This is a genomic window from Cupriavidus sp. 01L46 (assembly GCF_056399905.1).
The window spans coordinates 20,454-41,662 of the sequence record NZ_JBFTSF010000016.1 but is presented as its reverse complement, the minus strand read 5'-3'; the positions used below and the strand labels follow the sequence as shown (position 1 = coordinate 41,662).

17 protein-coding genes and 1 pseudogene are annotated in these 21,209 nt (G+C 65.4%); 10 read left to right on the top strand and 8 right to left on the bottom strand.

Features of this window, described 5'->3' with window-relative positions:
• Nucleotides 1-380 precede the first annotated feature (380 nt).
• Nucleotides 381-668 (top strand): annotated as a pseudogene (locus AC1DS3_RS05040) (tripartite tricarboxylate transporter permease); the annotation flags it as partial.
• Nucleotides 669-866: 198 nt separating this feature from the next.
• Here the strand turns inward: AC1DS3_RS05040 and AC1DS3_RS05035 are convergent.
• Nucleotides 867-1,259 carry a LysR family transcriptional regulator gene (locus AC1DS3_RS05035; RefSeq protein WP_441641573.1) on the bottom strand — a complete coding sequence of 131 codons (393 nt, stop codon included), beginning with the start codon at nt 1,257-1,259 and terminating at the stop codon, nt 867-869.
• 208 nt (nt 1,260-1,467) lie between these two features.
• Between AC1DS3_RS05035 and AC1DS3_RS05030 the strand changes: the two genes are divergently transcribed.
• Both AC1DS3_RS05030 and AC1DS3_RS05025 read left to right on the top strand, forming a co-directional pair.
• Entirely contained in the window at nt 1,468-1,701 is a 234-nt protein-coding gene (locus tag AC1DS3_RS05030) for an AbrB/MazE/SpoVT family DNA-binding domain-containing protein (RefSeq protein WP_174428675.1), read from the top strand.
• Entirely contained in the window at nt 1,688-2,116 is a 429-nt protein-coding gene (locus AC1DS3_RS05025) for a PIN domain-containing protein (RefSeq protein ID WP_441638354.1), read from the top strand. The genes AC1DS3_RS05030 and AC1DS3_RS05025 overlap by 14 nt, the downstream gene beginning before the upstream one ends.
• Nucleotides 2,117-2,133: 17 nt before the next feature.
• Here AC1DS3_RS05025 and AC1DS3_RS05020 read toward each other — a convergent pair whose 3' ends face one another.
• From AC1DS3_RS05020 to surE, 5 genes are all read right to left on the bottom strand, one after another.
• Nucleotides 2,134-3,321 (bottom strand): Wadjet anti-phage system protein JetD domain-containing protein, encoded by a 1,188-nt coding sequence (locus AC1DS3_RS05020; RefSeq protein ID WP_477126781.1) that lies wholly within the window; start codon nt 3,319-3,321, stop codon nt 2,134-2,136.
• On the bottom strand, nt 3,272-6,592 hold the full coding sequence (locus AC1DS3_RS05015) for an ATP-binding protein (protein WP_477126780.1): 3,321 nt from the start codon (nt 6,590-6,592) through the stop codon (nt 3,272-3,274). Before AC1DS3_RS05015 ends, AC1DS3_RS05020 begins: the two co-directional genes overlap by 50 nt.
• The gene (locus AC1DS3_RS05010) at nt 6,589-7,344 is read right to left on the bottom strand and encodes a DUF4194 domain-containing protein (RefSeq protein ID WP_441638349.1); all 756 of its coding nucleotides are present in this window, start codon (nt 7,342-7,344) and stop codon (nt 6,589-6,591) included. Before AC1DS3_RS05010 ends, AC1DS3_RS05015 begins: the two co-directional genes overlap by 4 nt.
• 1 nt (nt 7,345) lies before the next feature.
• Nucleotides 7,346-8,842, bottom strand: a complete 1,497-nt coding sequence (locus AC1DS3_RS05005; RefSeq protein WP_477126779.1) for a DUF3375 domain-containing protein — start codon at nt 8,840-8,842, stop codon at nt 7,346-7,348.
• Between the two features lie 240 nt (nt 8,843-9,082).
• The gene (gene surE, locus AC1DS3_RS05000; RefSeq protein WP_477126778.1) at nt 9,083-9,853 is read right to left on the bottom strand and encodes a 5'/3'-nucleotidase SurE; all 771 of its coding nucleotides are present in this window, start codon (nt 9,851-9,853) and stop codon (nt 9,083-9,085) included.
• A 220-nt stretch (nt 9,854-10,073) separates the two neighbouring features.
• On the opposite strand from surE, the gene AC1DS3_RS04995 reads away from it, so the two are divergent.
• From AC1DS3_RS04995 to AC1DS3_RS04980, 4 genes are all read left to right on the top strand, one after another.
• Complete coding sequence (locus AC1DS3_RS04995) at nt 10,074-11,009, top strand: DMT family transporter (RefSeq protein ID WP_441638343.1); 936 nt, start codon at nt 10,074-10,076, stop codon at nt 11,007-11,009.
• Nucleotides 10,993-11,808 (top strand): helix-turn-helix transcriptional regulator, encoded by an 816-nt coding sequence (locus tag AC1DS3_RS04990; protein ID WP_441638341.1) that lies wholly within the window; start codon nt 10,993-10,995, stop codon nt 11,806-11,808. The genes AC1DS3_RS04995 and AC1DS3_RS04990 overlap by 17 nt, the downstream gene beginning before the upstream one ends.
• A gap of 127 nt (nt 11,809-11,935) precedes the next feature.
• Complete coding sequence (locus AC1DS3_RS04985; protein WP_477126777.1) at nt 11,936-12,904, top strand: ferritin-like domain-containing protein; 969 nt, start codon at nt 11,936-11,938, stop codon at nt 12,902-12,904.
• Nucleotides 12,905-12,961: 57 nt separating this feature from the next.
• Nucleotides 12,962-14,101, top strand: coding sequence for a glycosyltransferase (locus tag AC1DS3_RS04980; RefSeq protein WP_441638337.1), 1,140 nt, complete (start codon nt 12,962-12,964; stop codon nt 14,099-14,101).
• A gap of 18 nt (nt 14,102-14,119) precedes the next feature.
• Here AC1DS3_RS04980 and hpnA read toward each other — a convergent pair whose 3' ends face one another.
• A complete protein-coding gene (hpnA, locus tag AC1DS3_RS04975; protein ID WP_441638335.1) occupies nt 14,120-15,121 on the bottom strand; it encodes a hopanoid-associated sugar epimerase in 1,002 nt (333 codons plus the stop codon).
• Nucleotides 15,122-15,277: 156 nt separating this feature from the next.
• On the opposite strand from hpnA, the gene ispH reads away from it, so the two are divergent.
• Together ispH and hpnH are read left to right on the top strand one after the other, a co-directional pair.
• Nucleotides 15,278-16,279 (top strand): 4-hydroxy-3-methylbut-2-enyl diphosphate reductase, encoded by a 1,002-nt coding sequence (ispH, locus tag AC1DS3_RS04970; RefSeq protein WP_477126776.1) that lies wholly within the window; start codon nt 15,278-15,280, stop codon nt 16,277-16,279.
• Between the two features lie 33 nt (nt 16,280-16,312).
• The gene (gene hpnH, locus AC1DS3_RS04965) at nt 16,313-17,479 is read left to right on the top strand and encodes an adenosyl-hopene transferase HpnH (RefSeq protein ID WP_477126775.1); all 1,167 of its coding nucleotides are present in this window, start codon (nt 16,313-16,315) and stop codon (nt 17,477-17,479) included.
• 113 nt (nt 17,480-17,592) lie between these two features.
• On the opposite strand, the gene AC1DS3_RS04960 is transcribed toward hpnH, so the two are convergent.
• Nucleotides 17,593-18,240, bottom strand: a complete 648-nt coding sequence (locus tag AC1DS3_RS04960; protein WP_441638329.1) for an MlaC/ttg2D family ABC transporter substrate-binding protein — start codon at nt 18,238-18,240, stop codon at nt 17,593-17,595.
• 281 nt (nt 18,241-18,521) lie between these two features.
• Here AC1DS3_RS04960 and hpnN point away from each other — a divergent pair, with 281 nt between their 5' ends.
• The gene (gene hpnN / locus AC1DS3_RS04955) at nt 18,522-21,191 is read left to right on the top strand and encodes a hopanoid transporter HpnN (RefSeq protein WP_477126774.1); all 2,670 of its coding nucleotides are present in this window, start codon (nt 18,522-18,524) and stop codon (nt 21,189-21,191) included.
• Nucleotides 21,192-21,209 lie beyond the last annotated feature (18 nt).

Genomic DNA, 21,209 nt, shown 5'->3' with positions numbered 1-21,209 from the left:
GCAATTGCAATCATCCAGGCACGCCCCACGATCGCGCGGACAGCTGGCGCTGCAGCGATCCGGCGAGATATAGCACAACGTGATGCAAATGGATTTCCGCGGGTCGCCGGCAGCGCGTGAACAGTGCACCACTTGGCTGCAGCATCGCTTGAGATCCGGCGCAGAAGTTTCCTGCTCCATGGATTTTCAGCGCTAGGGATTACGCGTAGCCACGAGGAGTTCTCTTCAACTTCGCTGCTCCGAAAGCCGATTGGAAGCCGTCGGAAAGCCGTTTGGAAGATGCCGTTCCTAGAGTCTCGACACCCGCTCACGCCCGCGATGGCGTCGCGGTAAGGCAAGCATGGGCGCGCTGTCGGCCATCGCCATCCTGCTGCCGCTGAATGACGCGCGCCGGCAAGGGCKGCACGGCGCTGGGCATCACCATGATCTGCTCATTCTTCGCCGCGTCGGTGGGCATCATCGTGATGATCTTCGCCTCGCCGCTGTTCACCGAGATTTCGTTCAAGTTTGGACCCACGGAGATCTTCTCGATCATGCTGCTGGGCTTGCTGGCAGGCTCCACCATGTCGCGCGGGTCCCCGTTGAAAGGCGTGGCGATGACGCTGTTCGGCCTGATCTGCGGCTGTGTCGGTACCGACGTGAACAGCGGCACCTTCCGCCGTTCGCTGCTGCTGTCGCGCGGCGACATGATGGTGTTCGTGCATCGCCCGATCAGCTGCGTCTTCGTCGTGCTCTCAGCCCTGCTGCTGACCKGGGTCACGTACTCCGCGTGGCGAGCCAGCAGCGGCGCAGGCAAAGGGGCCGTGCTTGCCGGCGGCGAGCTTGCCGTCAATGAGTAGCCACGACGCAAGCGTGCACTGGCGCGGCTAGCCCGGGAAAGGATAGTCCGCGTCGAACGCCGCGAAACGCGCCTGCAGGAACTCGATCAGCCAGCCACGCAGCAAGGCGCGCCCCAGGTCGGCGGGTGCCGACAACCGTAGCGGCCCGGCCAGTTCCTCCCGCTGCTCAGCCAGTGCGCCCTCGCCCTCCTCCAGCGCCGCCAATGCCTTGCGCGCTGCCTCCAGGAACACCCGCCCCTCCTCGGTCAGGCGCATGCGGCGGGTGGTGCGGGCCAACAGCCGCGCGCTCAGGCGTTGCTCCAGGCGGATCAGGGCGGCGCTGGCGGTGGCGGCGGTCCGGCCCAGTTCACGCGCGGCCGCGGAGAGGTTTTCAAGCTTGGCGGTGCGGACAAAGAGTTTCAGGTCGTCTAGGGAGTACATTCAAATCTGGTTTGATTGAATCGGCATGTAATGGCAGATTATCAAATCTCTAGAGTGCATGCGACAAGGACGGCTCTAGCCGCGTCGCGCGAAAAGAAAGAAAAAAGGGATAGTACGCCACAAAGTTGACTACCCCTTGATGCCCCTCATGCGAGGATATACATTTCACAACGTATATCATCCTCGAGTGCCATGGGAGAAACAGATCATGCAAGTCAGCAAATGGGGAAATAGCCTGGCCATCCGTCTGCCCGCCTCCGTGGTGGACGCGCTGGAGCTGCACGAAGGCGACGACATTGAAGTCGTGATCGCCGACGAACGGGTTTTCCAGGTCAGGAAGAAACCCGGCAGCGCCGACTATCTGGCGAAACTACGGCAGTTCCGCGGGCGCCTGCCGGCAGATTTCAAGTTTGACCGGGACGATATCAATGACCGCGCGTAGGGCGTTTATCGATAGCAACGTACTGTTGTACCTATTGTCCGCCGACACGGCAAAAGCGGATCGCGCCGAAGCCGTCGTCCAGGCCGGGGGCAGAATCAGCGTGCAGGTCTTGAACGAAATCACCAACGTGGCTCGCCGCAAGCTGGCTATGCCGTGGCCAGAAGTGAGCGAGGTTGTGAGACTGATTCAGTCCCTGTGCCCCGTGGAGCCGCTCACAGTGGAAACACATGAGAAAGGCAGGCAGATTGCCGAACGTTACGGATTCAGCGTCTACGATGCGATGATCATAGCGGCGGCGCTGTTGTCCGACTGCGAGATCTTGTATTCCGAGGATATGCAGGACGGGATGCTGATCGAAGAAGGATTGCGTGTTCGCAATCCGTTTGCGGCAGGGCTGTCCCTTGGGACAGCTTGAGGGGGCCGCGCAATAGGTCAATCCAGCGCGCCCCCGTGCCACGCGATTAGCGCCGCGACTACCAGATCTGGCGGCAGGAACTCCTGCTCGATGCGCCCGCGCTCCTGCCGGCGCAAATACTGATAGAAGTCCCTTTCAACGACTGTGAGGCCCTCCGGCGGCTCGACACCGGCCGGCACAGGCTCCGCCACAGCCAACCCTACAGCGTATTGATCGAAGCAGGCTCGATGCATCTGCACGACAGTCACATCGGCCAGGGCCTGCCGTGCCCTGGCCAGCATCGTCAGCCCCCAGGTGTCCATGTCGCCCCAATAGGCAACATGCTTGTGCGCCAGCCATTCGGCTCGCATCCAGCCTAGGTTCAAACCCGCACCGAGGATGGCGACGGTATCGGCCAACGCCGGCAATTGATGCAGGCAGCGCTCGTTTTCCACGACCAGGATATGGCTGACGGACTCCGGCAACAGGCCAAGCTCGCTGACGCGCACGCGCTGCTGCGAAARCGGCAGCAGTCCAGGCGCCAGCGGCACCAACAGGAGCCAATGATCGCTATCATCGGCTGCATCCAGGAAGGACTCCAGCCCGAGCTCGCTCGGCAGTCCGTCAAAGCGCACATCGAGCATCTGGATCAACAAGGCGCGATTGCGTTCGATGAACTTGCTATCAATATTGCAGACGGTCAATGCCCGCAGCGGCCGTCCCCCCGCACAGCCAGGCGTCAAGGCCAGGGCGACCTCGCTCGCCTTGGCGACGTCGCCGGCCGGGCGGTCTACCGCAAGGCGGCGTTGGCGCAGGATCAATGGATGGAAGAGCGGATCGACAGCCTGTACCAACTGGCCAAGCGCCCGATACTCAGCCTGGATCGCTGCATCCCCTGTGGCTAAGACCCATTCCGACGGCGTGCGCAACTCCCAACTCTGCGGCACTTCAACCGGCGCATTGCCGGCTCGGTACGCCACATCCTGCCAGACAACCGTTCCGACTTGGATCTCACGCCAGCGCTGCACATGCCGCCTGACCAGGCCGGTCTCGTCGGCAAAAGCCCTTGCGCTCGGCCTGCCTATCGACAGACTCAGCGGCCAGCTATCAGCCTGGAGCAATCGAGCCACGCGCATATCCGCGGATTGCCAATGCCTGGCGAGCTTCGCCGCCAACTCATCCGGTGACTTCATCTTGGCTGTTTTGTCTAGAGCGAGCGAGCACATCCAGCTCTTCCCAACTCAGCGATGTCATGGTGGCCTGCTGCCCTCTGCGGTGAATCAGGATCGCGGAGCGGGTATGTGCGCGCAGCAGACGCATTTCCTTGTTCGGTGTGACAAACAGCGGATGCAGGCCAAACTCCCGCAGCGCCGAAATAATCCGCCCGGCCACTGCCTGCGAGCTTTTCGAGAATGCCTCATCCAGCACGATGGTGCCGAATAGCGGCTTGCTCCCTCCATCCGGGCACAGGGCATAGCTCAGCGAGGCTGTCAGAATATAGCTGGCGATGATTTCCTTCTCGCCGCCGCTTCCGCCCTGCGAGCCGGTGCGGGTTTCCATGACCGCGCCCGTGCCGCGCTCGATCACCGACACGGCAAACTGCAGGCGATAGCGCGGATCCAGCAGCGCACGCGCGCCAACCGTAGTCCGGCGCTCGCTGGCTTCTCGCAACAGCGTCACCACCTGCGCCAGGGCCCGGAAGTGGCTTTCGCCCTGATCGTCCTGCAATGCCGCCGAGCGTAGCGCACGCTGCGCCTGCTGCAGCGTTTTCAAGCTCTCATGAACCACACGGCGTGGATCCAGCCGCAGATACCGCCCGGGCTGGAAATCGACCCGGCGCATGGTGTTGTTAAGATCTTCGATGCGTTCCTCGATGATCGCCACTTCGTTCTCGATACTGCCGAGCAACTGGCTTACGCCCTGGTCGGAGGACTGGTTGAGGTAGTTCAGGAAGCGCTGCAGCTTCTCTGGCAGGGCCTCTTCGTTCAGTAGCTTCAGGCGCGCCAAGTATTGCGGCACGTCCTCCAGTTCGGTGCCGACATCGGACAGAGCGCCGGTATCCTCGCGCTTCGCTTGTCCCATAGCGCGAATCAGATCCTTCTCGCAACGAACAAGCGATTCGGCGATCCGTCGAAGTTGCTCACGCAATCGCCCTTCCGCCCCGGCCTCGTGCTCCTCCAGCGCATCGACCTGTTGCACGCCGGACAGGTCGAAATGCTGCTGTGCCAGCGCTAGCTGCTCAGCGCTCAACCCCTCGCCGCTACGTCGGTAGGCGCGTTCCCGCTGTGCTATCGCAACCTCGAGGTCTTTCTGCAAAGCGACTTGAACCATGCGAGCCTTTTGCCATGCCTCAGACCTTTGCCTCAGCAGCGTCTTGGCCTCCTGCCATCGTTGCTGCGCCCTCGCAGTATCCGACTCCGGATCGGTCAGATCAATCAGGCGCCGCCGCAAGTCAGCAAGGTCGCCTTCTGCCGCGGGTAGGTCGATGTCCTGGAACTGCAGACCCAGCAAGCGCTCAAGCAGGCCCAGGCGTACGCGGCTTTCACCCACTGCCACCTTGCCCAACTCGAACAGTTCCTCATGCCGCTTAAGCGCCGCCGTAGCCTGACGCAACTGTTCTTCCAGCTCCGCCAGGCTGTCCTTGTTATCGAAACCGGTCATCCACCCCTGATGGAGAGGCGTCTTATCCTGTTTCTCGAAAAAGCCAGTCTTGCCTGACATCAAGCCCTGCGCCGTCAAGCCGTGTGGGGTACTTTTCAGCATCTCGGGTGAGGCAACACAATGACGGTCGATCTCGTTCAGGAATTGCCTGAGCGCTTCCCCGTATGCGTGGTCCTTGAAATTCAGCTTCCGGGTGAATCCGTCCTCAAAAGAGCCAGGGGCTGGCGCCGGCTCCTTCACCTCCAGCAAGCGAACGTGCAGCCGGTTATCGCGGCCATTTACCCACGACAACGCCGTTTTCATCACTTGTGGCGGCACCATCAGACGAAGTCGATGCCCCCCAATGGCGCGCTCAATGGCACCTCTCCATTGGGCTTGATTCGCGCGCACTTCCACCATCTCCGCGACAAACGGCAAGACATCCTCAGGCTGACCGAGATGCGCGGCGAGTTCGCTCCTGAATTGCTGATATGGCCCCGGAATGTTGGAGCCGGGTCGTGCCCGGACCTGCCGCAAGGACTCCATCACTTCCGAGACAACCACCTTACTGGCCTCGACCTTGACCCCGAGCGCGAAAGCCTCGCCTTCCTGCCCTGCAAGCGACTCTTCATATTGGACTTTCTGCTGGCCAGCCTGCCGCTGCCCCTCTCCAAAAGCCTCGACTGTCAAGGTGACATCGAGCGCCAAAGACCTCATCAGTTGCTGATAGTCCCGCGCATAGCGTTGAAGCGTCTCGCAGTGCTTGCGTTGTCTTTCTATTTGCTCCTCCAGCAACTCGACGTTGCTGCCCCCAGTCTGCAGGTAGCGGTCACGCAAAGCTTGCTCCTGCGCCTCTTGCTCACCAATCTCCGTGGACAGCGCATCGACACGCTGCGTGCAAAATCCGATCTGCCTCGTTAGATCGTCGGCGCGCCCATGCCAGAGCTGGTGGGCGCGCAGCGCATAGCAGACCGGCAGCATGGCAATCAGGTCGAGCTGGACATCTTGTTGTTGACGGTACTCGCCGCGCGACTGCCACCCCTTCTCGACCGGCAGCAGGGACTCCCGCTGCCTGCGCGCAATCTCCAACTCCTGATGGATCGCCGCCAGGTCGTCGAACTCGGACGCTACTTCGGCCGCGCGCTGGAACGCCGAGCGGTCATCCAGCACCAACTCGCGAAACAATTCGTCGATACTGTTCAACTGCTTGAGGCCGGCGGCACGATTCAGCAAGGTGAAAGCGTTCTCGCCCACCTCGAAGAAGCKGCGTAGTTGCGCGACATAAGCCTTCTTGTTCTCGAATACCTGCAGATCGGCAAGCTCGCGCCCAAGCTGCTTCAATGCGCGCTTGCCGCCGGCGTGATGCACTTCGAGCCACTCGTCCAGCCCTTGCTGCTCCTGCCGGGAAATCAACCAGATCCTGTCAAGGTCGGCGGCCGCCGAACTACTCCCCTCCAACGTAAAGATGCCGGCAATGGTCAAGCGCACGTTGCCGTTGCCGAAGCTTGCGGCGAYCGCCGACACGGTCTTGCCCGGCCGGGCAATATGGTCGGTATCGCCACCTCGTCCCGCCCCGGACACGCCGCGTACATAGGACACCAGATCGCGATCGCTTTCATGCCCGCCGGTCGAGGCCAGGTTGTAACGCGGCTGGGCCGCGATCAATGTCATCAGGGCATCGACCAGCGTCGTCTTACCGCTGCCGGTTTGCCCGATGATGGCGGTACCCTCGATATCGATCTCGGCATGGTGCCGTCCCCCAAACGGCCCCCAGTTGTAGACGTCGAGATGCGTCAGCACATACGCCGCGCAGGGCAGCAACTCCTCGATTGATGGATGCCCTGGGGGAGGCTTCATACGGCATCCTCCGGATCGCTCGACGCGCCGCTATCGTCGCCACCCGCAGGCTGCGCTGCAAGCCTAAGGGCCTGCAACAGGCTTTGCAGGTTCTCGGGATTGGCAAGATGGACGATGATGGGCCGGATGGAGACCTGATCGTGTGGATCGACCTCGGAAACAATGCCATGCGGCTTTAGCTTCTCCAGCAAGGTGCGCAAACGCTGCTGCTCGCGCGCGTCGCTGCCCAGGTTGCCCAGGTAGAGCTGCACCTGTGGCAGCAGGTCTTCCAGCGCCACTTGGGCATCTCCGGCCCCAATCCCGCCCTCCTGCTCATGCGCCACATAGTGCTGGCGCAACAAGGCCACCAGCAGTGATTGTTCGAGCGTCAGGCGCTGGCGGCGCACCAGAGGATGCGACCACTCGTCCTCCGCCTGCGCGAACAATGGTTGTGACACCACCAGGAAGGCCAGCCCTCGCACGTCGTCGATCTTCAATGCCAGGTCCAGCGGCTCCAGGATGCGATCGATATCGGCCGCATGGGTGATAGCGATACGATAGAGATTGGGCTTTCTCGCGGCCTCCAGCAAGCCGAGCTTGAGCAACTCCTGGCAGGCATCCTTGACCTGGCGCGGGGTAATGGCAAGCCCACCCTCTGCCCCGGCTTGCGCGGAGGATGGGAGCGAAACCTCTTCTTCACTGTCTCGCGAAGACGAATCCACGGTTGCGGCGGACTCATCCGCCGCGGTCAGGTCATCAAAAATGCTCGCCATGCTATATCTCCATGTCCAAGCCGCGCAGATGTTCGGCGCCCAATTCCACCTGTGGCACCTGGAAACGCAGGGCAATTCCGTCACGGCCAAGCACATCTACGCTCTCGCGCTGCGGATGCACCGGGGCGTCAGCCTCCCTCGCCATGCCCAGCCACAACGCAATCGACTCCAGATCATGGGTCGGCGGCAGATGCCGCGCCAGCTCGGCAATGCCCATGGCCTGCCCGCTCTCTTGCAGCAAGGCCAGCGTCCGCTCGATCAATGCCTGGCGGTCAAGGCTATCGAACGCATCCCAGAAATCCTCATCGATCAGCGTGGGATCCATGCCGCGGGCGCCAAGTTCGAGGCCCTGCTGCTCATCGTCCTCGCTGGCCTTGAAGCGAAGCCGCTCCACTAGTGGCAGCCCCGACACCGCGATGGCGACTGGCGGCAAAGGGCCGGCCTGGCGGCGTACCGCAGCACTGCCCCAGTCCACCGCCAGGGCCTGCTGCAGAATGTCATTGACCAGTTCTCCAACCCGATGATGCTCGGCAGCCAGGCCCGGCTTGAGGAACCCCTTGACATCACGCTCACTGCGTGCGCGTGCACGAATCACCGCTGCCGACTCGTCCACCAAGCGAATAATCAACCAGCGCAACTCACCTTGCTGCTGCGAATTCAAGGCCAACCGGGTGGCTGGATGCCTGATGATCGAACGCAAGCGATGCTTCATCGCATCCAGTTCCGCCGAGCGCCCCAACTGCTGCTGAAAACCATGAAACACCTTGCCTTCCGGCGTCTCCAGCAGGCCATCGTGGCTATTCAGCAGCTTGTCGACAACCTCGCCCCGGTGGTTGCGCTCGCTGACGATCGATTGCCGCAGCCGCCGGTCCGCCTCGCGATAGGAGTCCTCCACCCGCCGGAAGTCCCCCCGCAAGCTGGTGGCCAGGTTGAATATTTCGCGAATGCCCTCGGCTGCCTCGGCATCGCTCAGTACTTTGACCTCACCTGCGTTGACCGCAGCCAGTTCGCTTTCAAGTTCGGCGATCTTGCGCTGCAAATATCTGGCGCGGCTGCGCGGGTCCGGATTCAGGCTTGACTCCAGATTCTCGATCTCCCGTTGCACGATGGACAAGCGCGATGCGGTTGATGTCATCAGCCGGCCTTCGAGTCCAGCTACGAACCTCAGCGCTTCCTCCAGCGCATCCGTAGCATACAGACGCCCCTCCCGCTCGATCACCAGCGCGCGCCGGATCCAGGCGCGCAACTCCTTGCGCGCTGCTGCCGCGCAGTCGTCAGCGTCGACGCCGAATTCATCGCTATTGGCATGCTGCTCCAGCAGTGCCGCCAAGGCCTGCTGCGCCTCTTCGAAGACGATTCCGTMGTGACTCCTCTCAAACAGAGTCTGCAGACAACTCAGAACCAGCGGTGAACTGCGCGCTGCAAGCAATTGCCAAGCCGGATGCTGGCGCCGGGCCTGGATATACTGCTGCGTACGTTGCTTCCAATCGAGATCCATCTTGCTATCTGTGTGAAGTGCTTTCGTCGGTTCCGATCAAGGAAAACCATGCCGTGATGGTCCGATCTTCCGGCGTGAAGGCAAACGCCGGATTCCCTCGAACAGAGATGCTATCAGACGGGTGCGGGAGAGAAATGCCAGCGCAGGATCCAGGTAATGGCCGATCATCGAGGCAGCGGAGAGCGACGCGGGCGCCGTGTGGCAGGGTGCCGCCCCCGGGCGGCACCGCCGGTCATCACCTCAAAGGCGCCCCGCCAGTTCCGCGGCCGCCTCCTCGTCGGTGCGCTCGAAACGCAGCGGCGTCACCGAAATAGCGCCCMGGCCGACCACCACCGCCTCGCTGTCGTCGGTGTCCGGCTGCGGGCCGCGCGAGAATTGCAGCCAGTGATACGGGATGCCGCGCGGGTCGACATGGGCCCGCACGGCAAGATCCTTGACGAGGCCAACGCCCTGGCGGGTGACGGTGAGCGGGCCGGCGGACCCGGGCTCCACATCGGGGAAGTTGATGTTCAGGCAGGCCTGCTGGTTCCAGCCGGCGGCAAGCAGGCGGCGGATCACGCCGGGCGCCAGCGCGCGCGCCGTTTCCCAGCGCACCGCGTTGCGATCGGTGAAAGCCTGGCTCAGCGCAATGGCCGGGATGCCCAGCAACACGCCGGTCATGGCGGCGCCGACGGTGCCGGAGAACACGGTTTCTAGGCCGAGGTTGGCGCCACGGTTGATGCCCGACAGGACCAGGCTCGGCGGGGTGTCGGCCATCAGGTGCCGGGCGGCCATGACGACGCAGTCGCCAGGGGTGCCGCTCACGCCGAAGCGGCGTTCGCCTTGCTGGCTGATGCGCAGCGGCGCGTGCAGGCTCAGGGAATGCGAGGTGCCGCTTTGGTCATGCTCGGGCGCGACCACCCAGACCTCGCGTGCCAGCGTTGCCGCCACGGCTTCGAGCACGGCCAGGCCGGGGGCGTCGATGCCATCATCGTTTGTGAGGAGTACGCGTTCCAACAGGGGTTCGGACATGGCTATAGAGGACCGTAGGTTGACGAATGCCGGGCTGCCTTGCGCGGCACGCAGCGTGCTGCATGGCAGTCGGGGCTAGCGCCAGACTATAAACCGACGCCGCGACGGTTCGGCCACGCGTTGCCGGATTTGCCAAGACAGGAAGGCATCAGGCGGCTAGCCTGCAGCCCATTGTCGATCATTGCCGCCCCCGCGCGCGCCGCCGGCGCGCTGAAACACCATGCCCTCATCCCGCCTCAGCGTCCCAGCCTCAGCCGCCTGGCTGTCCAGCCTGGCCTTTGTCCTGATCTGGTCGACCGGATTCATCGTGGGCCGGGCCATCGTGCCGGTGGCCCGGCCCAGCTTGTTCCTGCTGGCCCGCTTCTGCCTGGCGGCCGTACTGTTCGCAGCCGTGGCCGTGGCCGGCGGAGCGCGCTGGCCAGCGCTGCGCGAAGTGCCGCGGCACTTGCTGGCGGGCGCGCTCCTGCACGGCAGCTACCTGGGTGGCGGTTACTGGGCCATCGCACATGGCCTTGCGCCGTCGGCCATGGCCTTGCTTGGTGCCTTGCAACCGCTGCTGACCGCGCTGCTGGCGATCCCGCTGCTGGGGGAGTTTCCGTCCCGGCAGGCCTGGGGCGGGCTTGCACTGGGCTCCCTGGGCGTAGTATTGGTGGTGGCACCCGCCACCCTGGCCAGCGCACCCAGCCCCGTTTCGCCGTGGGTGGTGCTGGTGGCGGTCATCTCCATCCTCTCCATCACCATGGGCACGATCCTGCAGAAAACCTCGATTGCCGCCGCCGACCTGCGCACCAGCATGGCCTGGCAGAACGTGGGAGGCGCCCTGGTGGCCGGCGCGCTGGCATGGCTGCTGGGCGAGTCGCACTGGCAGCCGGGCATGGCGCTTTGGTCGGCGCTGGCCTGGGCCACGCTAGTGTTGTCGGGCCTGGGCACCTATCTGCTGGTGCGCATCGTCAGGCGCGGGCAGGCTGCCACCGCCGCGTCGCTGATGTTCCTGGCGCCGCCGCTGGCGGCGCTGCAGGCCTGGCTGCTGTTTGGCGACAAGCTCGGGGCCCTGCAGCTACTGGGCCTGCTCGTTGCCGGCATTGGGGTCTGGCTATGCCAGACCGGCCAGGGCGCCGGGAGCGCTCGCAAAACCAGCCATGCCGCCGCACGATGACGATGCTGTGCAGCTAGCGCAGGCGGGCCGGCCGGCGCCGCTGGTGGAGACCCGCGTCTACCAGCCAGAGCGGGAGTGGCATCGCCATGACTACCATCAGGTCCTGTTCGGCCTGGACGGTGCCTGCGAGCTGGAAATCGGCGGCCACCTGCACCGGCTCGATCCCTGCGGCGGGCTGATCGTGCCCGCCGGGGAGCGTCACGACTTCCTGGGGCTGGCCGGCAACCGGCAGTTGGTGCTGGATATTCCGCCGGGCTCGCTCGCGTTGCCGGCCGCGCTGATGGACCGGCCCACGGCGTTTGCCATCACCCGCGGCTGGAGCGAGCGCGTGCGGCGCCTGGCTACGCTGCCTCAGGCAGCCGGCTCCCGGCAACATCACTGGCAACTGGCCGCTACCCTTGCCGCCGACGTGGCGCAGGCGTTGGGCGTGGGCGGACGCGCCCAGCCCACGCATTTTCCGCTGGCGCAAATCGACGCCTATCTGCGCCAGCGCCTKGACGCGCCGCTGCGGGCCGACCAGCTCGCGGCACAGTTCGGCTGGAGTGTGCGGCGCTTCCACACCCTGTTCTGCGACGCCTTTGGCGATACGCCGCATCGCTACCAGACGCGCCTGCGGCTGGACCAGGCCGCGCGCCTGCTGGCGGACCGGGCCCAGCCGCTGGCGGATATCTCGCTGGCGCTAGGCTTTCCCGACCAGACCACCTTTACGCGCAGCTTCACCCAGCGCTTCGGCATGCCGCCGGGGGCATGGCGTGCGGGCCTCGGGCTGGCGAACATCGCCTTGCCGGCATCGCACTAGCGCGCAAGCGGTCCCCCGTTGCCTTTCTATGCAGTACCTTGCGCGCGCCGTGATGCGTGTCCGGCACGCGCAAGCGCGCCAGCCACGCTAGAATCACCCCCGGACCATCAACCGCCAGGGGAGCAGGATGTCAGACGCGCTTGCCACGCCCAGCAGGACCAGCGAACCGAGCACCGAGGCCAAGGCCGCCGCCGTGGTCGCTGCCCTCGCCAAGGCCGAGATCGACCAGGCCGACCATGCCATGCGCAACTGGACCGACCCCGAGCCCGGGCCGGTTCGCATCGGCTCGCCGCAGCATTTGCGCATGTTCTGCAATATGTTGCTGCAAACCCACAACCCCTACAAACCCGCGGTTATCGATTGGCCCAGGCTTGACCCGGATGCCCTGCACCGGGTGACCTCGCTGCCGATATGGGATATCGCGGTACAGACCGAAGGCCGTGCCTCCGTGCGGGTGCAGGCCTTCGCCGATACCGTGACCACCCCCCTGCTGCGCAGCGCACTGGAAATGGATGGTGGCGAGGAGGCGCGCCACAAGGTGGTGCTGTCGAAACTGGTAGAAGCCTACGGCATCGCCCTGGCACCCGAGCCTGAGTACCGCCCGCCAGCTGACGTGGAGTGGGGCTGGCTGGTCACCGGCTACAGCGAGTGCATCGATAGTTTTTTTGCCTTTGGCCTGTTTGCCGCGGCCAAGCGCTCAGGCTTCTTCCCCGCGGAACTGGTGGAAACGTTCGAGCCGGTCATCCAGGAGGAAGGCCGCCACATCCTGTTCTTCGTGAACTGGGCGGCTTGGTATCGCCGCAACCTGCCCTGGTGGCGGCGCCCGCTTTACACGCTCAAGGTGATGCGGGTGTGGGCCTTCCTGATCTGGGAGCGTGTTGGCATTGCGCGCGGCATCGATGCCGACGGCGTGGCCAAGGACGCCAATTTCCCCATGAACAGCACGTCCTCGCTAGCCKAGGCCCTGTCGCCGCGGGCGATGATCGAGCTTTGCCTGGCCGAGAACGACCGCCGCATGGCCGGCTACGATCCGCGCCTGCTGCGCCCTGAAACCGTGCCCAAGCTTGCCCGGCTTGCCCGGCGCCTGTTGCGCTGATGCGTGATGCGCTGACGCCGTCGCTGCCCTACCCATCCTGTCCTGGAGTTTTTTGAGATGTTTGTGTTGTCCCTGATCTCGCTCGCCATCTGGTGCGTGCTGCTTGCCGGCCGTGCCGGCTTCTGGCGAGTGCGCAAGCCCGGCCCCGCGCCCGCGCCCGCCCAATGGCCTGAGGTGGTTGCCGTCATCCCGGCTCGCAACGAAGCGGACGTGATTGGCGGCGCCGTGGCCAGCGTGCTGGGCCAGGACTATCCCGCAGCGCTGCGGCTGGTGGTAGTGGATGACCATAGCACCGACGGCACCGCCGACATCGCGCGCAGCGCCGCGGTGGCGCTGGGCAAGGCGGATGCGCTGACCGTGATCACGGCGCGCGACCTGCCGGCCGGCTGGAGCGGCAAGGTCTGGGCGCAGTCCGAAGGCCTCGCCGCCGCCGACAAGGCAGCGCCCGGAGCCGGCTGGGTATGGCTGACGGACGCCGACATCCACCACGGCAACGGCGTACTGGCCCGGTTGGTGGCGCGTGCCGCGCACGAGCAGCGGGACCTGGTGTCGTTGATGGTGCGGCTGCGCTGCGCATCGTGGTGGGAACGCCTGATCGTCCCGGCCTTTGTGTTCTTCTTTGCCAAGCTCTACCCGTTTGCGCGGGTGAACAATCCGCGCAGCGGCGTGGCTGCGGCCGCCGGCGGCTGCATGCTGGCGCGCCGTGCCGCACTGGCCCGCATTGGCGGATTTGCGGCGATCCGGGGCGAACTGATCGATGACTGCAGCCTGGCTGCCTGCATCAAGCAAGGCGGCTCGATCCGCCTCGACCTGGCCGACGACAGCATTTCGGTGCGCCCCTACGATGACTGGCGCAGCCTGTGGGACATGATTGCCCGCAGCGCGTACACCCAATTGCATTATTCGCCGCTGCTGCTGGCCGGCGCAGTGGCTGGCATGGTCCTCACTTACCTGGCGCCGCCCTTGCTGGCGCTCGGCGGCGGCCTGCGGCTGTGGCCGGCATGGGCCGCCTGGCTGGCCATGGCGCTGGCCTACGTGCCCATGCTGCGTGAATACCGCCAGCCGCTCTGGCTGGCACCACTGCTGCCGGTGACGGCGTTGTTCTACCTCGGCGCCACGGTCGACTCCGCGCGCCGCTACTGGCTGCGCAAAGGCGGCCAGTGGAAGGGACGCGCGCAGGCCCCCCAACGGGGCTGACCGTCGGGGCTTAACCCGTTAGCCCAGGTAGCCGGCGCTACGGAACCAGTCGAGCGCTTCGCCCAGCCCTTGTTGATATGGCCGCGCCTGGTAGCCTAGCGCCAGGCGGGCTTTCTCCGAACTGAAGAACATCCGGTACTTCGACATCGACAGGCCATCCGCCGTCAGGAAGGGCTCCTTGCCGGTCATGCGCGCCACCGCCTCCGCCCCGTAGGCGAGCGGGTAAAGCGGCCAGCGCGGCAAGCGGATGGTTGGGGCACGCCGCCCCGTCATGGCAGCGATATCGGCCAGCATCTGTTGCAGGCCCACGTCCTGCCCGCCGAGGATGTAGCGCTCGCCGGTCACGCCGCGCGCCAGCGCAAGCATATGGCCTTCGGCCACATCGTCCACATGCACCAGGTTCAGGCCGGTATCGACGAAGGCGGGAATCTTGCCGGTGGCGGCCTCTACGATGATGCGGCCGGTGGGCGTGGGCCGCACGTCACGCGGGCCGATCGGCGTGGAAGGGTTGACGATCACGGCAGGAAGCCCGTCGCGGGCCACCATGCGCTCCACCACGCGTTCGGCCAGCACCTTGCTGCGCTTGTAGGCGCCAATAGCCTCATGACCGGCCATGGCGGCCTCTTCCGTCACCGGCGCAGTGGCGCCCGCGACGCGCAGGGTAGCCACGCTGCTGGTGTAGACGATGCGCTCGACCCCGCAAGCCAGTGCCGCACCCATCACCGTCTCGGTGCCCGCCACATTGGTGCGCACGATTTCCTCGGGATCCGGCGCCCACAGCCGGTAATCCGCCGCCACGTGGAAGAGGTAGCGCACCCCTCGGAGCGCGCTTTCCATGGCGCGCGCGTCGCGCATGTCGCCCTCGGCGATCTCCACGGGCAGGCCCTCCAGGTTGCGGCGCGGGCTGCCGGCGCGTACCATCGCCCGTACGCGAAAACCGCGCGCCAGCGCTTGCCGCGCCACTGCCGAGCCGAGAAAGCCGGATGCGCCCGTTACCAGGACGTAGTCCCCTGAACTCATTTCAACCACCGAAAAACCCTCAAAGTGTTGCTGGCTGTAGCCAGGTGCCAGGCAAAGGTTGCGGCACCGGTATATAGTAACCACCGTATGACGGGAAAGTGATTCCGGAATATCAACTTATGCTGAACCCGTTGACTGGGTCGGGGGCCTATATTTATGCAGGTGATTCTTGCTCAACCCCGCGGTTTCTGTGCTGGTGTGGTGCGCGCGATCGAGATTGTAGACCGTGCCCTCGTCAAACACGGAGCCCCGGTGTTTGTGCGACACGAAATCGTGCACAACAAGCACGTGGTCGAAGGGTTGAGACGCAAGGGCGCGCAATTCGTGGAAGAACTGGACGAAGTGCCGACCCGCGCCGTCACCATCTTCAGCGCGCATGGTGTCTCCAAGGATGTCGAGAGCGACGCCAGGACCCGCCAGCTGCACTCGATCGACGCGACCTGCCCGCTSGTSATCAAGGTSCACACCCAGGGGCGCCAGTACGCCGCCAGTGGCCGCACCGTGATCCTGATCGGCCATGCCGGCCATCCGGAGGTCGAGGGCACGATGGGGCAAATTCCCGGCAAGGTAATCCTGGTGCAGAGCGAGGCGGAAGTCGCGCTGCTCGACCTGCCCGCAGACACCCCGGTTGCCTACGTGACCCAGACTACGCTCAGCGTGGACGACACACGTAATATAATTGCCGCCCTGAGCCGGCGTTTTGCCAATCTGGTCGGGCCGGATACGCGTGACATCTGCTACGCCACGCAAAACCGCCAAAGCGCCGTGCGCGAGCTCTCCAAGCAGGTGGAAGTGATCCTTGTGATCGGCGCCACCAATAGTTCCAACTCCAACCGCCTGCGCGAAATCGGCACGGAGAGCGGTGTGCCCAGCTATTTGATTGCCGATGGCAGCGAACTGAACCCCGAGTGGGTGCGCGGCGTTGAGGTCGTGGGGATCACGGCCGGCGCCTCCGCCCCCGAGGAAATGGTCAAGGACGTGATCGCCACGTTGCGCCAGCTCGGGCCGGTGGACGTGTCGGTCATGGAAGGCCGCGAGGAACACGCCGAATTCCGCTTGCCAGCCGAGCTCGCCGATCCGTCGCCGCGCCGGCAGGCAGCCGGCACGGYCACCGCCGAAGCCGCGCCRCAGCCGGACCCGCAAACCGCCGCTGGCTAACGCCCGGGCGCCCCTATAACAAGGAAGTACATTTTGGCCATTCCCTTTCTGCAGGTTGCCCGCGTGGGCGCCTATGTCGTCAAGCAGCACCTCTCGGGCAACAAGCGCTATCCGCTGGCGCTGATGCTCGAGCCGCTGTTCCGCTGCAACCTGGCCTGTAATGGCTGCGGCAAGATCGACTATCCGGATCCCATCCTGAACCAGCGCCTGTCCATCGAGCAGTGCCTGGGCGCGGTCGACGAATGCGGCGCGCCGGTGGTTTCCATTGCCGGTGGCGAGCCGCTGCTGCACAAGGACATGCCCACCATCGTCAAGGGCATCATTGCGCGCCGCAAGTTTGTGTACCTGTGCACGAATGCGCTGCTGATGGAAAAGAAACTGGACCAGTACGAGCCGAGCCCGTACTTCGTCTGGTCTGTGCACCTGGACGGCGACCGCGAGATGCACGACCGCTCGGTGAGCCAGGAAGGCGTGTACGACCGTTGCGTCGAAGCCATCGCCGCGGCCAAGAAGCGCGGCTTCCGCGTCAACATCAACTGCACGCTGTTCAACGATGCCGAGCCGGAAAAAGTCGCCCGCTTCTTCGACTCCGTGAAGGCCATGGGCGTGGACGGCATCACCGTCTCGCCGGGCTACGCCTACGAGCGCGCGCCCGACCAGCAGCACTTCCTGAACCGCGGCAAGACCCGCCAGCTGTTCCGCGACATCCTGTCGCGCGGCCGCGCCGGCAAGAACTGGGCATTCAGCCAGTCCACGCTGTTCCTGGACTTCCTGGCCGGCAACCAGACCTACAAGTGCACGCCCTGGGGCAATCCGGCGCGCACCGTGTTCGGCTGGCAGCGTCCGTGCTACCTGCTCGGCGAAGGCTACGTCGACACCTTCAAGGAACTGATGGAAGGCACCGACTGGGACGCCTATGGCGTTGGCCACTACGAGAAGTGCGCCGACTGCATGGTCCATAGSGGCTTCGAGGCCACCGCGGTAGCGGACACCATCGCGCACCCGCTCAAGGCCTTGGGCGTGAGCCTGCGCGGCGTGCGTACGTCGGGCCCGATGGCACCGGATATCGACCTGACCAAGCAGCGCCCGGCCGAGTACGTGTTCTCGAAGCACGTGGAGATCAAGCTCGAAGAGATCGGCCGCTCGAAGCCTTCCAAGGCAGCCAACGACGCCGCGGCACGCAAAGCTGCTGCGCACTAAACCGAAGGCTGGCTGGCAAAAAAGGCGCGCTCCCGGGTACCGCGCGTAACCGGGAGCGCGCCTTTTCTTTTATGCCTGACGCTGTCGCTGATGCGCTGGCCCAGGCCAGGCGCTCAGGCGTCGGCGGACTGGCGTGCGTTGTGGTTGGCCAAGTACTTGAGCAGGCCGTCGATGCCGTTGCGCGCAACGATATCGGCGAACTGGCGGCGGTACACCTCGATCAGCCAGGCGCCCATCATGTTGATGTCGTAGATCTTCCAGCCGTTGCCGCTGCGCTGCAGGCGGTAATCGATCTGCATTTCATCGCCGTTGTTCAGCACGCGCGTCTCCACCACGACATCCGTGGCGCCGCTGGCGGCCAGCGTCGGCTTGTAGCTGAACTTCACGTTCTGCTCGCGCAGTTGCGACAGCGACACCGCGTAGCTGCGCACCAGCARSGTCTGGAACTGCTCGTAMAGCTGCTTYTGCTGCTCRGGCGTGGCRTTGCGCCAGGCGCTGCCGACCGCMAGCCGGGTRGTGCGTTCAAAATCGGTGTACGGCAGGAACTGGCGCTGCACGACCGCGGTGATCTTGGCGAGGTCGCCGTTGCGGGTGTCCGGGCTGGACTGGATGGTGCCGATCACGCCCTCGACCGCCGCGCGTACCAGGCGGTCCGGCGAGGACCTGTCGGCCGTTTGCGCTTGCGCGGGGCAAACCATGGCCACTGCGGCAAGCGGAACGAGGGGAACGAGGACCTGGAAAGCAATACCGTGTTTCTTCATGCGAATTTGGACCTGAAAATGCCAGTCGGTTCGCCGCCGGCAATGCCCGGCGGATTTGCCAGGAAAATCAAACAGGAAACGCGCCGTGCTGCGCCGCTGCAAGGCTGCAGCCCGGTCCGCACGCACGTGCCGGGGCAGTATAGCGTACCGGCGCGCGCGCTCCGCGCAGCGCCACACCGCGCCGGCCCGTTATACTCGCGGCTGCCACGTTGCGCCCTGCTTTGCGCCTTTGACTACGCGCGTCGTCGCGCACCACACAGTTACTGCTCCCTATATCGCCCATGTTGACGTCGTTGGTCATCCGCATTGTCCAGTTTTCCACCCGCCGCGCGTGGCCCGTCATCGCGCTGGCGTTGCTGCTGACCATCGTCAGCRGCGTCTATGTGGCCGGCCATTTCGCCATCAATACCGATATCAGCCGCCTGCTCGARTCGGACCAGCCTTGGGCGCGCCGCGATGCCGCCGTCAGCGCCGCGTTTCCCCAACGCGACCAGATGATCCTGGCGGTGGTGCAGGCGCCGGCCCCCGAGCTGGCGGACGCCGCCGCCAATGAGCTGGCCGGCGCGCTCGCCAAGCAAGGCAAGCTCTTTCGCGCCGTCAGCCAGCCCGGTGGCGGCGAGTTCTTCGAACGCAACGGCCTGCTCTTCGTCGATACCGCCAAGCTGCGCGACGTTACGTCGCAGCTGACCGAGGCGCGGCCGCTGCTGAACGCGCTGGCGCACGACCCGACCCTGCGCGGCCTTTCCGATACGCTGGCGACCACGCTGTCGCTGCCGCTGCAACTGGGGCAGGTCAAGCTGGGCGACATGGCCACGCTGCTCGGCAAGAGCGCGGATACGGTCGACCGGGTACTGGCTGGCAAGCCGGGCGCCTTGTCCTGGACCGGGCTGGTGGATTCGAGCCAGGAGCCCGCCCCGKGCCATCCCGCCACGGCGTTCGTCGCGCTCAGCCCCGTGCTTGACTACGCTGGCTTGCAGGCCGGCGCGCATGCCGCCGATGCCATCCGCGCCACGGCCACCAAGCTGGGCCTGGCACAGCGCTACGCCGCCCAGGTACGCCTGACCGGCTCGCAGGCGCTGGCCGACGACGAGTTTGCCTCGGTCAAGGAAGGCGCGGCCTTCAATGGCGCGCTGACGGTGCTGGTGGTGATCCTGATCCTGTGGCTGGCGTTGCGCTCCAAGCGCCTGATCCTGGCCGTGCTGGCCAGCCTGGCGGTCGGACTGGCCATCACCGCTGCCCTCGGGCTGGCCATGGTGGGCGCGCTCAACATGATCTCGGTGGCCTTTGCCGTATTGTTTGTCGGCCTGGGCGTGGATTTCGGCATCCAGTTTGGCGTGCGCTACCGCGCCGAGCGCCATGTGCACACCGACATCGCGGACGCGCTGGCCAGCACGGCACGGGCAGTCGGCGTACCGCTGGCGCTGGCCGCGGCCTCCACCGCGGCGGCCTTCTTCTGCTTCCTGCCCACCAACTATCGCGGCGTGGCCGAGCTGGGCCAGATCGCCGGCGTGGGCATGCTGGTGGCGTTCCTCACCACCATCACGCTGTTGCCCGCCCTGATCGCCGTGTTCCGCCCGAAGGACGAAGCGGGACGGGTCGAAGTGCCAGGCTTTAAATGGCTGGCGCCCGCCGACGATTTCTTCGAGCGCAATCGCAAGGCCGTGCTGCTGGCAACCGGCGCCCTGATTCTGGCGGGATCGCCGCTGCTGATGCACCTGCGCTTCGACTTCGATCCGCTGCACCTCAAGGATCCGCACTCCGAGTCGATGGCCACCTTGCTCTCGCTCAAGGACGCGCCCCAGGCCGGCACCGACAACGTCAGCGTGCTGGCGCCCTCGCTGGCCGCCGCGCAGGCCGCCGCTGCCCGCCTGGCGGCGCTGCCGGAAGTCTCGCGCGCGGTCACGCTGCAGACCTTCATCCCCGACGACCAGCCAGCGCGGCTCGCCTTGATCGCCGCCGCCTCGGCCAGCCTGATGCCGGTGCTGACGCAGACAACAGCCACTCCTGCCAACGATGCCAGGCTGGTCAATTCGCTCAAGAACGCGGCACGCCAGCTCGCGCTGGCCGCGGACGAGCACCCCGGCCCGGGTGCCGCCGAAGCGGCGCGCCTGGCAGCCTCGCTGCGAAAGCTGGCCGCCGCGGACGCGGCCACCCGCGAGCGCGCCGGGCAAGCCATTGCCCAGCCGCTGCGCCTGGCGCTGGCGCGCCTGCAGCACGCACTAGCGCCACAGCCGATCGCCCGCGAAACCCTGCCGCCGGCGCTGGTGCGCGACTGGGTCGCCCCGGATGGCCAGGCGCTCGTCAGCGTGAGCCCCAAGCTTCCCGTCGCGGCCACGCCGGGAGACGCTTCCAACACCAGTGACAACGATGCGCGCGACGCCGCGCTCACGCGCTTTATCGACGCCGTCCAGCGCGTCGAGCCCACCGCGGTTGGCCGCCCGATCTCGATCCGCGGCTCCGCCGACACTATCATGACGGCCTTTGCACAGGCCGGCGTGTGGGCCGTGCTGTCGATCACGCTGCTGCTGTGGATCACGCTGCGCCGCCTGGGCGATGTGCTGCGCACGTTGGTGCCGCTGCTGGTGTCCGCCTTGGTAACACTGGAGCTGTGCGTCGTATTCGGCATTCCGCTCAATTTCGCCAACGTGATCGCGCTGCCGCTGCTGTTCGGTATCGGCGTGGCCTTCAAGATCTACTATGTGATCGCGTGGCGCGAGGGCAAGACCCAACTGCTGCAATCCCCGCTGACACACGCCGTGCTGTTCAGCGCCGCCACCACCGCCGCCGCCTTCGGCAGCCTGTGGCTGTCCCAGCATCCGGGCACGGCCAGCATGGGCAAGTTGCTGGCACTCGCGCTAGCATGCACGCTGGTCGGTGCCGTATTCTTTCAGCCGATCCTGATGGGGCGGCCGCGCGCGCGGTCGGCCCCCCCCACCGGTCCGGCCCATTGATATCTCGTCCCCATAGAA

Coding starts and splice junctions, on each gene's coding strand:
- AC1DS3_RS05035 (WP_441641573.1), bottom strand. CDS start 1,259: ATGTACTCCCTAGACGACCTGAAACTCTTTGTCCGCACCGCCAAGCTT.
- AC1DS3_RS04995 (WP_441638343.1), top strand. CDS start 10,074: ATGCCCTCATCCCGCCTCAGCGTCCCAGCCTCAGCCGCCTGGCTGTCC.
- hpnA (WP_441638335.1), bottom strand. CDS start 15,121: ATGAGTTCAGGGGACTACGTCCTGGTAACGGGCGCATCCGGCTTTCTC.
- AC1DS3_RS05010 (WP_441638349.1), bottom strand. CDS start 7,344: ATGGCGAGCATTTTTGATGACCTGACCGCGGCGGATGAGTCCGCCGCA.
- AC1DS3_RS05025 (WP_441638354.1), top strand. CDS start 1,688: ATGACCGCGCGTAGGGCGTTTATCGATAGCAACGTACTGTTGTACCTA.
- AC1DS3_RS04980 (WP_441638337.1), top strand. CDS start 12,962: ATGTTTGTGTTGTCCCTGATCTCGCTCGCCATCTGGTGCGTGCTGCTT.
- AC1DS3_RS05030 (WP_174428675.1), top strand. CDS start 1,468: ATGCAAGTCAGCAAATGGGGAAATAGCCTGGCCATCCGTCTGCCCGCC.